Raw genomic sequence first — 14,672 nt, forward strand, 5'->3', positions numbered from 1 at the left:
CGCTGGAGAACGAGTGACCGAGAGCGTCGAAGCGCAGGACGGCAGTTACGCGGCGGCCCGGCTGCGCCTCCTCACCGAGGAGGCGCTGTCCGGGCCGCCGCGCCGCGCCGCTCTGTCCGCCCTCACCGACCGCTGGCTGACCTCCCTGGTCACCGCGGCCGCCGAGGCCACCGGGGTCAGCGGCTACGCCCTGCTCGCCGTCGGCGGCTACGGCCGCGGCGAACTCTCCCCCCGCAGCGACCTCGACCTGGTCCTGCTGCACGACTCCGGGAAGACCGAGAAGAACGTCGCCGCCCTCGCCGACCGGGTCTGGTACCCGGTGTGGGACCTCGGCGTCGCCCTCGACCACTCGGTCCGCACCCCCGCCGAGGCGCGCAAGGCCGCCGCCGACGACCTCAAGGTCCAGCTCGGCCTGCTCGACGCCCGGCACATCGCCGGCGACCCCGCGCTCACCTCCAACCTGCGCAGCACCGTCCTCGCCGACTGGCGCAACCAGGCGGCCAAGCGGCTGCCCGCCCTGCGCGAGATGTGCCAGGAGCGGGCCGAGCGCCAGGGCGAGCTCTCCTACCTCCTCGAACCCGACCTCAAAGAGGCCCGCGGCGGCCTGCGCGACGCCACCGCCCTGCGCGCCGTCGCCGCCTCCTGGCTCGCCGACGCCCCCCGCGAGGGGCTCGACGAAGCCCGTACCCGCCTGCTCGACGCCCGCGACGCCCTCCACCTGGTCACCGGCCGGGCCACCGACCGCCTCGCCCTCCAGGAACAGGACCAGGTCGCCGCCTCCCTCGGCCTGCTCGACGCGGACACCCTGCTCCGCCAGGTATATGAGGCCGCCCGCCGGATCTCCTACGCCTCCGACGTCACCTGGCGCGAGGTCGGCCGGGTGCTGCGCTCCCGCGAGTCACGCCCGCGCCGCCGCGGCCTGCTCGGCCGGGGCCGCGCCCCCGAGAGCGCTCCCGAACGCGTACCGCTCGCCGAAGGCGTCGTGGAGCTCGAGGGCGAGGCCGTGCTCGCGCTGCCCGCCAAACCCGACCGCGACCCGGTGCTGCCGCTGCGCGCGGCCGCCGCCGCCGCCCAGGCCGGCCTGCCGCTGTCCATCCACGCCGTCCGCCGGCTCGCCGCCGAGGCCCGGCCGCTGCCCGTGCCGTGGCCGGCCGAGGCCAGGGAACAGCTCGTCACCCTGCTCGGCGCCGGCGAATCCACCGTCCCGGTGTGGGAGGCGCTGGAGGCCGAGGGCCTGATCACCAAGCTGATCCCGGACTGGGAACGGGTCCGCTGCCGGCCCCAGCGCAACGCCGTGCACCGCTTCACCGTCGACCGCCACCTGGTGGAGACCGCGGTCCGCGCGGCCGGCCTCACCCGCCGCGTCGGCCGCCCCGACCTGCTGCTGACCGCCGCGCTGCTGCACGACATCGGCAAGGGCTGGCCCGGCGACCACAGCGAGGCCGGCGCGGTCATCGCCCACGACGTGGCGGTCCGGATCGGCTTCGGCAGCGCCGATGTCGACACCCTCACCCTGCTCGTACGCCACCACCTGCTGCTCATCGACACCGCGACCCGGCGGGACCTGGACGACCCCGAGACCGTACGGGCGGTCGCCGAGACCGTACGCGACACCTCCACGCTGGAACTGCTCGCCGCGCTCACCGAGGCCGACGCCCTCGCCACCGGACCCGCCGCCTGGAGCACCTGGCGCGCCTCACTCCTCGCCGACCTGGTCGCCCGGGTGGCCGGCGCCCTCCACACCGGCGCGCTGCCGGACAGCGGCGACAGCGAACCCACCGCCGAGGAGGAGCGCCTCGCCATCGAGGCCGCCCGTACCGGCGGCCCGGTGCTGGCCCTGCACGCCGAGACGGCACCCGGGGGAGCCGCCGGGGCGGACGGTTCCGACGGTTCCGACGGTTCTGGCAGTCCTGGCAGTTCTGAGGGAGCCGGCCCGACCGGGGCAGGCGGCCGCACCGGGAACGCCGCGGAAGCCGACGCGGGAGACGAGGGCCGGGGGGCGCTCGGCGTCGAGCTGCTGCTCGCCGTACCCGACCGGCCCGGCCTGATCGCCGAGGCGGCCGGCGTGCTCGCCCTGCACCGGCTCACCGTCCGCGCCGCCGACCTGCGCTCCTTCGACCCCATCGGGGAAGGCCGGGTCGCGCTGCTGAGCTGGCGCGTCTCCGCCGAGTACGGCGCGCTGCCCGAGGCCTCCCGGCTCCGTACCGACCTCGCCCGGGCCTTCGACGGCAACCTCGACATCGAGTCCCGGCTCGCCGAACGCGAAGCGGCCTACCCCCGGCGGCGCGGCATCATCCCGCCACCGCCCCGGGTCACCGTCGCCCCGGGCGCCACCTCCCAGACCGCCACCGTGCTTGAGGTCCGCGCCCACGACGCCCCCGGCCTGCTGCACCGCATCGGCCTGGCGCTCACCGAGGCCGCCGTCACCATCCGCTCCGCCCGTATCTCCACCCTGGGCGCCAACGCCGTCGACGCCTTCTACGTGCTGGACAAGGACGGCAACCCCCTCTCCCCGGCCCGCGCCGAGGAGGTCGCCCGGCAGGTGGAGGCGGCGCTGCGCTGAGCGGCACGGCGGCCGCCCGGCGCCCCCCGAGCGGCCGGCCGGGCCGCCCAATCCGTCCGGGGAGGAGGGTCTCCGCTCCGGGCCGGATATCCTGGAAGGCGATGGTGTCCGCCCCCGACCCGAGGATCTGCAACCACCGTGTTCGATACCCTCTCCGATCGCCTTGCAGCCAGCTTCAAGAACCTCCGGGGTAAAGGCCGTCTGTCCGAGGCGGACATCGATGCCACCGCGCGCGAGATCAGGATCGCCCTGCTCGAAGCGGACGTGGCCCTCCCGGTGGTCCGCGCCTTCATCGCCAACGTCAAGCAGCGGGCGGTCGGCGCCGAGGTGTCGAAGGCCCTCAACCCGGCGCAGCAGGTCGTCAAGATCGTGGACGAGGAACTCGTCACGATCCTCGGCGGCGAGACGCGGCGGCTGCGCTTCGCCAAGCAGCCGCCGACCGTGATCATGCTCGCCGGCCTCCAGGGCGCCGGTAAGACCACCCTGGCGGGCAAGCTGGGTCAGTGGCTCCAGAAGCAGGGCCACACCCCGCTGCTGGTCGCCTGTGACCTCCAGCGGCCCAACGCGGTGACCCAGCTCACCGTCGTCGCCGAGCGGGCCGGGGTGGCGATCTTCGCGCCCGAGGCGGGCAACGGCGTGGGCGACCCGGTGAAGGTCGCGCGGGACTCCATCGAATTCGCCACGGCCCGGCAGCACGACGTGGTGATCGTCGACACCGCGGGACGTACCGGCGTCGACCAGGAGATGATGCGGCAGGCCGCCGACATCCGCGACGCGGTCAGCCCGGACGAGATCCTCTTCGTCGTCGACGCGATGATCGGCCAGGACGCGGTGAACACCGCCGAGGCGTTCCGCGACGGCGTGGGCTTCGACGGCGTGGTGCTCTCCAAGCTGGACGGTGACGCCCGCGGCGGCGCCGCGCTGTCCATCGCGCACGTCACCGGCAAGCAGATCATGTTCGCGTCCAACGGTGAGAAGCTCGACGACTTCGACGCCTTCCACCCGGACCGGATGGCCAGCCGCATCCTCGGTATGGGCGACGTGCTGTCCCTGATCGAGCGGGCCGAGCAGACCTTCAGCCAGGCCGAGGCCGAGAAGATGGCGGCCAAGCTGGCGAAGGGCCCCAAGGAGTTCACGCTCGACGACTTCCTGGAGCAGATGGAGCAGGTCCGCAAGATGGGCTCCATCTCCAAGCTGCTCGGCATGCTGCCCGGCATGGGCCAGATCAAGGACCAGATCAACAACCTGGACGAGAAGGACGTCGACCGCACCGCGGCGATCATCAAGTCGATGACCCCGGGCGAGCGCGCCGACCCGCACATCATCAACGGCTCGCGCCGCGCCCGGATCGCCCGCGGTTCCGGCGTCGAGGTGAGCGCGGTCAAGGGCCTGGTGGAGCGGTTCTTCGACGCCCGCAAGATGATGTCCCGGATGGCCCAGGGCGGCGGGATGCCGGGGATGCCCGGCATGCCGGGCATGGGCGGCGGTCCCGGCCGGCAGAAGAAGCAGGTCAAGAAGGGCAAGGGCAGCCGGCGCAGCGGCAACCCGATGAAGCGGCTCCAGGAGGAGCAGGAGGCCGCGGCGCGGCGCGAGCAGGCGGGCGGCGCCGCCGAACCGGAGAACTTCGAACTGCCCTCGGCGTTCAAGGACTTCCTGCCGCCCAAGTAGACGGTCCGGGCGACCGCTCGCGCGGCGCCCACCGGACATCCGCGCACGAAAGGGTCCGGCCCCGGGAAGCGGCGCCCGGGGCGCGGCACCGGGCGCGCCCGCCCCAGCGCGTGCACGACAATGGGCCGATGCGAGTTACGATCCGGGCACCGAGGCCCGAGGACGCCGGCGCACACCGCGCGGCCGTACTGCGGTCCGCCGACCATCTGCGGCCGTGGAACCCGGTCGACCCGGACGGGTTCCACGAACTGCTGCGCCGGCAGGGCCCCGAGCTGCGGACGTTCCTGATCATCAACGACGAGGACGGCGGCATCGTCGGCAAGTGCAATGTCGCCAACATCATCCGCGCCCGCTTCCGCAACGGCTCACTCGGTTACGACAGCTATCTGCCGTACAGCGGCACCGGCCGGATGACCGAGGGCCTGCGCCAGGTCGTCGACCACTGCTTCACCCCCTATCCGGACGGCCTCGGCCTGCACCGCCTGGAGATCAACGTGCAGCCGGACAACCTCCGTTCGACGGCGATGGCGGGGCGCCTCGGCTTCCGCCACGAGGGCTTCTCCCCCCGGATGCTCTTCATCAACGACGCCTGGCGCGACCACGAACGCTTCGCCCTGACCGCCGAGGAATGGGCCGGCCCGACCGTCTGAAGCCCGGCCCGCCGGCCGTTTTTCCGCCTGGCTGGTTTTCAGCCCGGTGGTTTCTGCCCGACCGCCATCGCCGCCGGGCCAGACCTCAGACGCGCGCGACGAGATAGCGGAAGACGTTGTCCATGCGGACGGTGCCGTTGGGGCGGCGGTAGGGGTGGAGGGCCTCGGTGATCTCCTTGTCGACCTGGTCGCGGTCGGTGGCGTCGATCGCCGCGTCGAAGAGGCGGGTGGACAGCAGGCCGCGGACGGCGCTCGGCAGATCGGGATAGCCGAAGGGGCAGGAGACCTGCCCCGTACCGTCGGGGCGCAGTCCGGCGTCCCGGGCGAGGTGCTCCAGAGCCGCCGGGTCGTCCCGGCCGTCCCGGGCATCCCTGTCGTCCCCACCGTCTCCGCGGGCCCCGACGTCCCGGCCGCCGAGGCGGGCGCCGGGCGGGCGGGGCCCGCGCGGTTCGGCCAGCCGGGCGGCCAGCCGCAGCACCCGCGCCGTGGCGCAGCGCTCCGGCGGCCCCCAGCCGGTCAGCACCACGGTGCTGCCGGGCGCCGCCGCGGCGGCCGTCGCCGCCAGCGCCGGTGCCACCTCCTCGGCCGGTGCCACCGGATCGAGGGCGGTGATCACATCGAAGTCGTCGCCGATCGGCCGGTCCTGTAGACCGCCGAGCCGCGCCCGGGGCCGACGGACCCGCGGTCCACCGCCGTCTGACGCCCCGTCGGGCAGCAGCCGGTCCCTGGCCACCGCCAGCCTGCTCTCGTCGCTGTCCAGGCCGGTGACGGCGGCGCCGCGCCGGGACGCCAGCAGCAGCGCGAGTCCGGTGCCGCAGCCCAGGCCCAGCAGCCGCGTGTGCGGGCCGATCCCGACCCGGTCGTAGACGGTCTCGTAGAGCGGTACGAGCATGCGTTCCTGGATCTCCGCCCAGTCCCGTGCCCTGTTGTCCGCACCCGGCCTGATCCCGCGATAGAGCGTTGGTGCCATGGAAGCCCCAATCAGCAGCGTCTTCCCCTGTAGCCGGCAGTCCCCGAGCGACCCCCGAGCGACCCCCGAGCGGCCCCGAGCGACCCCCGAGCGGCCCCGAGCGGCCCCGACGGTTCCCGCTCCCCGGGATCCGTCTGCCCGGCCGCGCCCAGCCATGCCCGTGTTCTCGGCCGTTCTCGGCCGTTTTCGGCTGGGCCCGGCTGGGCCCGACTGTGCCCGACTGTGCCCGGTCGGGGCTCAGTCGCTTTCTCGGCCTTCTCGGCTTTCCCCGCCCGACACTCCAGACAACTGCGGATCCGGGCCCCCGTCCAGGCTCCAGAAGTACCGTTCTCACTAAATTCTGTGTTCGGTCCCCACAACGAGCCGACCGATTCACGCTCGGCCTACGCAGGGCCGTACCATCGCCTCCATGGCAAAGGCTCCCGTTCTCACGCCCCAGGCGGACGACTTCCCGCGCTGGTACCAGGACCTGATCAACAAGGCCGAGCTGGCCGACAACGGCCCGGTGCGCGGCACCATGGTCATCCGGCCGTACGGCTACGGCCTGTGGGAGCGGATGCAGCAGGACATGGACGCGCGGATCAAATCCGTCGGCGCGCAGAACGCGTACTTCCCGCTCTTCATCCCGCAGTCGTACCTGACCAGGGAAGCCGAGCACGTGGAGGGCTTCGCGCCCGAGCTGGCGGTCGTCACCCACGGCGGCGGCAAGGAGCTTGAGGAGCCGATCGTCGTCCGGCCGACGTCCGAGACGATCATCAACGAGTACTTCGCCAAGTGGGTGCAGAGCTACCGCGACCTGCCGCTGCTGATCAACCAGTGGGCGAACGTGGTCCGCTGGGAGCTGCGGCCGCGGCTCTTCCTGCGCACCACCGAGTTCCTCTGGCAGGAGGGGCACACCGCCCACGCCACCTTCGAGGACGCGCGGGAATTCGCCGCCCGGATCCACCGCGACGTATACGAAGACTTCATGGAGAACGTCCTCGCGATGGACGTGGTCCCGGGCCGCAAGACCCCCAAGGAGCGGTTCGCCGGCGCCATCAACACCCTCACCCTCGAAGGGATGATGGGCGACGGCAAGGCGCTCCAGCTCGGTACCAGCCACGAGCTGGGCCAGAACTTCGCCAAGGCGTTCAACACCCAGTACCTGTCCAAGGACGGCAACCAGGAGTTCGTCTGGCAGACCTCCTGGGGCAGCACCACCCGGATGATCGGCGCCCTGGTGATGATGCACGGCGACGACAACGGACTGCGGGTGCCGCCGCGGCTCGCCCATGTCCAGGTCGTGGTGCTCGCGATCAAGGACGACGAGGCGGTGGTCGCCAAGGTGCGCGAGGTCGGCGAGAAGCTGCGCGCCGCCGGTCTGAAGGTCGTCGTGGACGACCGCACCGACACCCCGTTCGGCCGTCGCGCGGTCGACTGGGAGCTCAAGGGCGTGCCGCTGCGGGTCGAGATCGGGCCGCGCGACCTGGAGGCGGGCACCGCGATGCTGGCCCGCCGTATCCCGGGCGGCAAGTCGCCGGTCGCCATCGACAGCCTGGTCTCGCTGCTGCCCACCGTGCTTGAGGAGGACCAGGCGCGACTCCTCCAGGAGTCCCGCGACCGCCGGACCTCCCGGACGGTGGACGTCGCCACCATCGGCGAGGCGGCCGAGGCCGCGGCCACCGGCTGGGCCCGTATCCCATGGGCCGACCTGGGCGCGGAGGGCGAGGCGAAACTCGCCGAGCAGGGCGTTTCGGTGCGCTGCCTGGTCGCCGAGGACGGCTCGGTGCCGCTGGAGGACAACGCGCCCGGAACCCTCGCGGTGGTGGCCCGGGCCTACTGAGCCGCCGGGTCGTTCGCGATCCGTACACCGCGTGTCCGCTGACCGAAAAGCGGTGTACGGAATGCGGAAGAACGTCCTCGCTTGCGGGCGGGTGCGCGTGTTCCTCCGGTGTTCTGGGGACTCCTCCGCACCCGCCCCGCGTCATGCCCATCGAGGCGCATCCTCCGGAAACTGACCGATCAGTGCAAATTAATCGTGGTGGCCCCAAATCGGAACACCGGGGGAGGCCGGCTCGTTGTCAGGGCGTGAGCACGACACCACCTGTACTCGCCGCCGAACTGGCAGTCGCGTGGGCCGATATTCAACGGCACCACCCCGAACTGCCCGATCTGGCCGCGCCCGAGTCCCTCATCGGTGAGTCCTCGTCCGCCTGCGGAAACGAGCTCTCCTTCGAAAGGCTGCTGCACGAGGCCGTACACGGTATCGCCGCCTCCCGCGGCATCCGCGACACCTCGCGTGCCGGCCGCTACCACAACCGCCGATTCCTCGCGATCGCCGACGAGATGGGCCTCGACCACGCCGAGGAGCCCCATCCGAGCAGCGGCTTCTCGCTGGTGGTGATGCGCCAGGACACGCGCCGGCGCTACCGCGCCACCATCGAACGGCTCCAGCGCGCCCTCAAGGCGCACACCGTGGCCACCACCGCGGACACCGCGAGCTCCTTCCGGGGACCTGCCGCCCGGCACGGCTCCTCCGGCGGCGGCGTCCGGGTCAAGGCCGTCTGCGACTGCGGGCGCAACGTCCGCGTGGTGCCGTCCGTGCTGGCCCAGGCCCCGATCATGTGCGGAGCCTGCGGCCAGCCCTTCCGCATCCCGGAGGTCGTCGGCGTCGGCTAGGGCCTGTCGGCTCGGCCACCGTGGCGCGGGGGGAACCGTCTGGTTCGTCGCCTCGGTCAAGTGTGGCAGAATGTACAGCCGAGAACTCGACAGCCGTGCAGGAACCCTCTCTCCTTCGGCTGACGCGTCCATCGGGCGCATGATTCCCACAACCCCACGTGGTCGTCCGCTGTGCCCAAACACGTCAATTCCAGGAGAACCCACTCCCGTGGCAGTCAAGATCAAGCTGAAGCGTCTGGGCAAGATCCGTTCGCCTCACTACCGCATCGTCGTCGCCGACTCCCGTACCCGCCGTGACGGCCGGGCCATCGAGGAGATCGGCCTGTACCACCCGGTGCAGAACCCGTCGCGCATCGAGGTCGACTCGGACCGCGCGCAGTACTGGCTCTCTGTCGGCGCGCAGCCGACCGAGCCGGTGCTCGCCATCCTGAAGCTGACCGGCGACTGGCAGAAGTACCGGGGCGAGGCGGCTCCCGCGCCGCTCCTCGTCGCCGAGCCCAAGGCCGACAAGCGCGCCATCTTCGAAGCCGCCGCCAAGGACACCGCGGACGAGCCGAAGGGTGAGGCGATCACCCCCAAGGCCAAGAAGTCCGACAAGAAGGCCGAAGATGCCGAGGCGACCGCCCCGGCCGAGTCCACCGAGGCCTGAGGATGCTCGAGGAGGCTCTTGAGCACCTCGTGAAAGGCATCGTCGACAACCCCGACGATGTGCAGGTCGACATGCGCACCCAGCGCCGTGGCAGCGTGCTGGAGGTCCGGGTTCATCCCGAGGACCTCGGCAAGGTGATCGGCCGCAACGGCCGCACCGCCCGGGCGTTGCGTACGGTCGTGGGCGCGCTCGGTGGACGCGGAGTACGCGTCGACCTGGTCGACGTCGATCAGGTGCGCTGAGGCGGACCCGGTCCTGTGAACACCCGGCGCGGGCCGGGAGCGGTCTCCACCGCTCCCGGCCCGCGCCGTACGTGTCGTCAGGGACTTCCGCGGTGCGGAACGTCCCGAGGATCGCGGCATGTCCGTCAGTGGTATGTCCCGGAAAGGTGAACGCGTTCCATGCAGTTGGTAGTCGGCAGGATCGGCCGTGCGCACGGCATCAAGGGCGAGGTCAGCATCGAGGTGCGCACCGACGAGCCGGAGCTGAGGCTCGCGCCCGGCGCCGTGCTCGCCACCGACCCGGCCGCCACAGGTCCGCTCACCATCGCCACCGGCCGGGTGCACAGCGGAAAGCTGATGCTCCGCTTCGAGGGCGTCACCGACCGCACCGGGGCCGAGGCGCTGCGGAACACCCTGCTGATCGCGGAGGTCGATCCGACGGTGGTGCCGGAGGACCCCGAGGAGTTCTACGACCATCAGCTCATCGACCTCGACGTGGTCACCGTGGACGGCCGCGAGGTCGGTCGGATCACCGAGATCACCCACCTGCCGTACCAGGACCTGCTCGTCGTGGCGCGGCCCGAGGGCGGCGAGGTGCTCATTCCGTTCGTCGCCGAGATCGTGCCGGAGATCGACCTGGAGGAGCAGCGGGCGCTGATCGACCCGCCGCCGGGGCTGCTGGAGCCGCTGGACGATGAAGTGGGGGCGGCGGGGGCGGCCGGGTCTGATGGCGCGGGCGAGGCCGGCGGCGAGGGCGAGGCTGGCGGCGCCGATGACACGGGCGACCTGGGTGACCGGGCCAACCGGGCCAACCGGGCCAACCCGGCCGACCAGGACGCCGCGGCCGGCAAGGACGACGTCTGAGATGCGGATCGACGTCATCACGATCTTCCCCGAGTACCTCGAACCGCTGAACGTCTCCCTGGTCGGCAAGGCGCGTTCGGCCGGCCGGCTCGACGTCCGGGTGCACGACCTGCGCGGCTGGGCCCACGACCGGCACAACACCGTCGACGACACCCCGTACGGCGGCGGCCCCGGCATGGTCATGATGACCGGGCCGTGGGGCGAGGCCCTGGACGAGACCCTCGCCGACGGGTACGAGGCCGGCGCCCACCAGCCGGTCGTCGTCGTCCCCACCCCCAGCGGACGCCCCTTCACCCAGGCCCTGGCCGCCGACCTCTCCGCCCGCCCCTGGCTGATCTTCACCCCGGCCCGCTACGAGGGCATCGACTCCCGGGTGACCGACGAATACGCCTCCCGGCTGCCGGTCCTCGAAGTCTCCATCGGCGACTACGTGCTGGCCGGCGGTGAGGCCGCGGTCCTTGTCATCACCGAGGCGGTCGCCCGGCTGCTGCCCGGCGTGCTCGGCAACGCCCGGTCGCACGCCGACGACTCCTTCGCGACCGGCTCGATGGCCAGCCTGCTGGAAGGCCCCGTCTACACCAAGCCGCCCGCCTGGCGCGGCCGCGGCATCCCCGAGGTGCTGCTCAGCGGCCACCACGGGAAGATCGCCCGCTGGCGCCGCGACGAGGCGTTCCGCCGTACCGTCGCCCACCGGCCCGATCTGATCGAGCGCGCCGACCCCGCCGCCTTCGACAAGAAGGACCGCGAGATGCTCAGCATCCTCGGCTGGCGGCCGGGACCCGACGGCCGATTTGGGCCGAACCCCGACGCCGTGGAAGAATGAGCGGCTGCTGCCCGTCCGGCGCGCGCCCCTGCCACAGGGGGAACGACGCCGCCGGGGACCGGCAGCCACCCAGACACAGATGACAACATGCCGCCGATGACCTGTGGCATCGGCGAGGAAGCAGTAGCACACCATGACCAACCTGATCGAGAGCGTCAACAGCGCGTCCCTGCGCGACGACGTACCGCCGTTCCGTCCCGGCGACACCGTCAACGTCCACGTGCGCGTCATCGAGGGCAACCGCTCCCGTGTGCAGCAGTTCAAGGGCGTCGTCATCCGCCGCCAGGGCGCGGGCATCAGCGAGACCTTCACGGTCCGCAAGGTCAGCTTCTCGGTCGGCGTCGAGCGCACCTTCCCGGTGCACACCCCGATCGTGGAGAAGATCGAGGTCGTGACCCGCGGTGACGTCCGTCGCGCCAAGCTGTACTACCTCCGTGAGCTGCGCGGCAAGGCCGCGAAGATCAAGGAGAAGCGCGACTGACCGTCCGCTCTCCCGAGCGGACCGGCCGGATAAGCTCTGGCCTCGATGGACAGCGAAGCAGTCGTTCCGGAACGCGACCGTTCCCCCACCGCCGACCAGGCGGAGCCGGGGGAGCGGTCGCGTTCCGTCGTATCCGGCTCCGTATCCGGGTCCGTATCCGACGCGCCGGCCGAGCCGCCGGCTGACGCGGGCTCCGACGCCGGGTCCGCAGCGCCGGCTGACGCCGGGTCCGACGCGGATCCCGGGCCGGAGCCCGCGTCGGCGGTGGCCCGCTGGTGGGCGGAGTGGCGGCGGACCCTGCTGCTCGCGGCGGGCTGTGTGGCCGCGCTGTTGCTCGTCAGCCACTTCGTGGTGGAGCCTTTCCAGGTGCCGAGCGCGTCGATGGAGGGGACCCTGCGGATCGGCGACCGGGTCCTGGTGAACAAACTGGCCTACCGGTTCGGCGGCTCGCCCCGACGGGGAGACGTCATCGTCTTCGACGGCGACGGGTCCTTCCGGCAGGCGGGCGGGACCGACTACGTGAAGCGGGTGATCGGTGTCGGCGGTGACCGGGTGACCTGCTGCGACGAGCAAGGACGGATCACCGTCAACGGCCAACCGCTGAACGAGCCTTACCTTCACCCCGGTGACGCGCCCTCCCAGGTACCCTTCGACGTCGAGGTGCCGTCGGGGAGGCTGTGGGTAATGGGTGACCACCGGGACAATTCGAGCGATTCCCGGGACCACCTCGGCGATCCAGGAGGCGGCACCGTGCCGGTGGACAAGGTGATCGGCCGCGCCGACTGGATCGGCTGGCCGGTCGGGCACTGGACCAGACTGCGCCGTCCGGCCGCCTTCGCCGCGCTGTCCGCGCCCCCGGCCGGCCGGCATGGGTAACCGCGGCAAGCCGCGCTCGGGCCGCCAGGGCACGGACCCCGCGAGAGACCACCACGGCCCCGGTGGCAGCACAGGTGCCGGTGCCGGCGACATGCCGGGGGCGTCCGATCCGGCCGCGCCGCCGCCGCTGACCGGCACCAGCCGGATCGAGCGCCGCAAGCTGGCCAGAAAGGTCCGGCGCAAGCGGCGCCGCTCGATGATCACCGAAGTGCCGCTGCTGGTCTTCGTGGCGCTGCTGATCGCCCTGGTGCTCAAGACCTTCCTGCTCCAGGCCTTTGTGATCCCCTCCGGGTCCATGGAGCAGACCATCCGGATCGGCGACCGGGTGCTGGTCGACAAGCTCACCCCGTGGTTCGGCTCGACGCCGCAGCGCGGGGACGTCGTGGTCTTCAAGGACCCGGGCGGCTGGCTCGAGGGCGAACCCAAGCCCACGCCGGACCCGGTCGTCGTCAAGCAGGTGAAGGAGTTCCTCACCTTCATCGGGCTGCTTCCCGCCTCCGGCGAGCAGGACCTGATCAAGCGCGTCATCGCGGTCGGCGGCGACACCGTCACCTGCTGTGACACGGCGGGTCACCTGCTGGTCAACGGCAAACCGCTCAACGAGCCGTACATCTATCCCGGCAATCCACCCTCAATGATGAAATTTACCGTCCACGTACCCTTGGGGCGGTTGTGGGTGATGGGTGACCACCGGTCCGATTCGGCCGACTCGCGTTATCACACCGACAAGCCCGGCGGCGGCACGATTCCGGAGAACCTGGTGGTCGGAAGGGCCTTTGTCATCGCCTGGCCGGTCGGCCACTGGCGGCGGCTGAACGAGCCGGGGACGTTCTCATCGGTCCCGGACCCTCCCGTGGCGAGCACGGCGGCCACAGGTACGCCCACTAGGGTGGGCTCCGCCAACAACGGTCAAAGGACGAACCAGCTACCGACTCCTGCGGAACTCCCGATCGTTATGGGAGTGGTGGGCCTGCGCCGGAAGCGGGGCGGGCGGAAGTCTGGAGTGAGGAGTGGACGTGGGGGACCTCGTGGTCGGCGCACGGTCTGGATCCGGCGAGCCCGAAAAGGGGAATGCCGAGGTGCCCCAGGGGCCCGCGGCCTCCTCGGTGCCCGCGGGATCCCCCGAGGCTCCGGCGGCCCAGGCGCCCCCGGCGGCCGCGGACGTCCCGGCGCCCTCCGGACCTCCGGCGCCGTCCGGCTCCCCGGCGTACCCCGCGGACTTCGCCGACGGCGGCCAGCCGGCCGCCGCGGACCACGTCCCGGCGGGTGAACCGCCGCTCGCGGATCCCACCGACGGCGGCGCCCCCGGCGGCCCGGTCGACGGTGGGGACGGCGGCGGTGGCGACGACTCATCGGCCTCCTCGGAGCAGGGCAGCAAGCCGCGTTCCTTCTGGAAGGAACTGCCGCTGCTGATCGTGATCGCCCTGGTGCTCGCGCTGGTCATCAAGACCTTCTTCGTCCAGGCGTTCTCCATCCCCTCGGACTCGATGCAGAACACCCTGCAGCAGGGCGACCGGGTGCTGGTGGACAAGCTCACCCCCTGGTTCGGCTCCACACCGAGCCGCGGCGAGGTCGTCGTCTTCCACGACCCGGGCGGCTGGCTGGGCGAAAACCCGTCCGGCACCGACAACCCGGTGGTGAAGGGGCTGCAAACCGGCCTCAGCGCCATCGGACTGATGCCGTCGGCCAATGAGAAGGACCTGATCAAGCGGGTCATCGGCGTCGGCGGCGACACCGTCGAGTGTCAGGGCACCGGCCCCGTCGAGGTCAACGGCAAGGCGCTCAACGAGCCGTATGTCTTCCCCGGCAACACGCCGTGCAGCGCGGACAAGCCGTTCAAGATCACCGTGCCCAAGGGCCAGATCTGGGTGATGGGCGACCATCGGCAGGACTCGCTCGACTCCCGCTACCACATGCTGTCGGCCACCAAGGGCGGCACCGTCCCCACCAAGGACGTGGTGGGGCGCGCGATCGTGGTGGCCTGGCCGGTCAACCGCTGGGACGTGCTGTCCATCCCGTCCACCTTCTCCCAGCCCGGTCTGAGCGCCGCCGGTCTCGCGGCTCCCGCCGGCGCCGGGGTGGCTGCCGCCCTGCCGCTGGTGCTGCTGCGCAGGCGGCGGCTGTTGCGGAAGGACGAGACCCGGACCGTGACCGGCGAGACCCACAGCGGGGCCTGAGGCAGTGACGGTAGCGCTGCGTGAGGCTTGTCGGGCGGGCTGACCGGGCGCGTACCGCCGGGTAGGGTTCCG

At 72.0% G+C, this 14,672-nt stretch carries 13 protein-coding genes and 1 pseudogene; 13 read left to right on the forward strand and 1 reads right to left on the reverse strand.

Annotated elements, in window-relative coordinates:
* Positions 1-13: 13 nt before the first annotated feature.
* The 3 genes from OG519_RS25850 to OG519_RS25860 all read left to right on the forward strand — a co-directional run bounded on the left by OG519_RS25850 (position 14) and on the right by OG519_RS25860 (position 4,881).
* Positions 14-2,563, forward strand: a complete 2,550-nt coding sequence (locus tag OG519_RS25850) for a [protein-PII] uridylyltransferase (RefSeq protein ID WP_405588474.1) — start codon at positions 14-16, stop codon at positions 2,561-2,563.
* Positions 2,564-2,701: 138 nt separating this feature from the next.
* Positions 2,702-4,231, forward strand: a complete 1,530-nt coding sequence (ffh, locus tag OG519_RS25855) for a signal recognition particle protein (RefSeq protein WP_405588477.1) — start codon at positions 2,702-2,704, stop codon at positions 4,229-4,231.
* Between the two features lie 128 nt (positions 4,232-4,359).
* Positions 4,360-4,881: a GNAT family N-acetyltransferase gene (locus tag OG519_RS25860; RefSeq protein WP_405588480.1), complete on the forward strand. Its 522-nt coding sequence runs from the start codon at positions 4,360-4,362 to the stop codon at positions 4,879-4,881.
* 85 nt (positions 4,882-4,966) lie between these two features.
* Here OG519_RS25860 and OG519_RS25865 read toward each other — a convergent pair whose 3' ends face one another.
* Positions 4,967-5,851: a methyltransferase domain-containing protein gene (locus OG519_RS25865; RefSeq protein ID WP_405588483.1), complete on the reverse strand. Its 885-nt coding sequence runs from the start codon at positions 5,849-5,851 to the stop codon at positions 4,967-4,969.
* A 409-nt stretch (positions 5,852-6,260) separates the two neighbouring features.
* Between OG519_RS25865 and proS the strand changes: the two genes are divergently transcribed.
* The 10 genes and pseudogenes from proS to lepB (OG519_RS25915) all read left to right on the forward strand — a co-directional run bounded on the left by proS (position 6,261) and on the right by lepB (OG519_RS25915) (position 14,600).
* Positions 6,261-7,673, forward strand: a complete 1,413-nt coding sequence (proS, locus tag OG519_RS25870) for a proline--tRNA ligase (RefSeq protein ID WP_405588486.1) — start codon at positions 6,261-6,263, stop codon at positions 7,671-7,673.
* Between the two features lie 245 nt (positions 7,674-7,918).
* Positions 7,919-8,509 (forward strand): hypothetical protein, encoded by a 591-nt coding sequence (locus tag OG519_RS25875; RefSeq protein WP_405588489.1) that lies wholly within the window; start codon positions 7,919-7,921, stop codon positions 8,507-8,509.
* Positions 8,510-8,717: 208 nt separating this feature from the next.
* On the forward strand, positions 8,718-9,158 hold the full coding sequence (gene rpsP, locus OG519_RS25880; RefSeq protein ID WP_405588492.1) for a 30S ribosomal protein S16: 441 nt from the start codon (positions 8,718-8,720) through the stop codon (positions 9,156-9,158).
* A gap of 2 nt (positions 9,159-9,160) precedes the next feature.
* Entirely contained in the window at positions 9,161-9,400 is a 240-nt protein-coding gene (locus OG519_RS25885; RefSeq protein ID WP_329137078.1) for an RNA-binding protein, read from the forward strand.
* Positions 9,401-9,559: 159 nt separating this feature from the next.
* The gene (rimM, locus tag OG519_RS25890; RefSeq protein ID WP_405588495.1) at positions 9,560-10,243 is read left to right on the forward strand and encodes a ribosome maturation factor RimM; all 684 of its coding nucleotides are present in this window, start codon (positions 9,560-9,562) and stop codon (positions 10,241-10,243) included.
* A 1-nt stretch (position 10,244) separates the two neighbouring features.
* Positions 10,245-11,066, forward strand: a complete 822-nt coding sequence (gene trmD / locus OG519_RS25895) for a tRNA (guanosine(37)-N1)-methyltransferase TrmD (protein ID WP_405588498.1) — start codon at positions 10,245-10,247, stop codon at positions 11,064-11,066.
* Positions 11,067-11,199: 133 nt separating this feature from the next.
* Positions 11,200-11,547, forward strand: coding sequence for a 50S ribosomal protein L19 (gene rplS / locus OG519_RS25900; protein ID WP_405588501.1), 348 nt, complete (start codon positions 11,200-11,202; stop codon positions 11,545-11,547).
* A gap of 45 nt (positions 11,548-11,592) precedes the next feature.
* Positions 11,593-12,423, forward strand: a complete 831-nt coding sequence (gene lepB, locus OG519_RS25905; protein WP_405588504.1) for a signal peptidase I — start codon at positions 11,593-11,595, stop codon at positions 12,421-12,423.
* A gap of 196 nt (positions 12,424-12,619) precedes the next feature.
* Positions 12,620-13,159, forward strand: a pseudogene (lepB, locus tag OG519_RS25910) (signal peptidase I); the annotation flags it as partial.
* A gap of 280 nt (positions 13,160-13,439) precedes the next feature.
* Positions 13,440-14,600: a signal peptidase I gene (lepB, locus tag OG519_RS25915; RefSeq protein WP_405588507.1), complete on the forward strand. Its 1,161-nt coding sequence runs from the start codon at positions 13,440-13,442 to the stop codon at positions 14,598-14,600.
* Positions 14,601-14,672: the final 72 nt, after the last annotated feature.

This window comes from Streptomyces sp. NBC_01190 (assembly GCF_045039895.1).
In the GTDB taxonomy this organism is placed as follows: domain Bacteria; phylum Actinomycetota; class Actinomycetes; order Streptomycetales; family Streptomycetaceae; genus Actinacidiphila.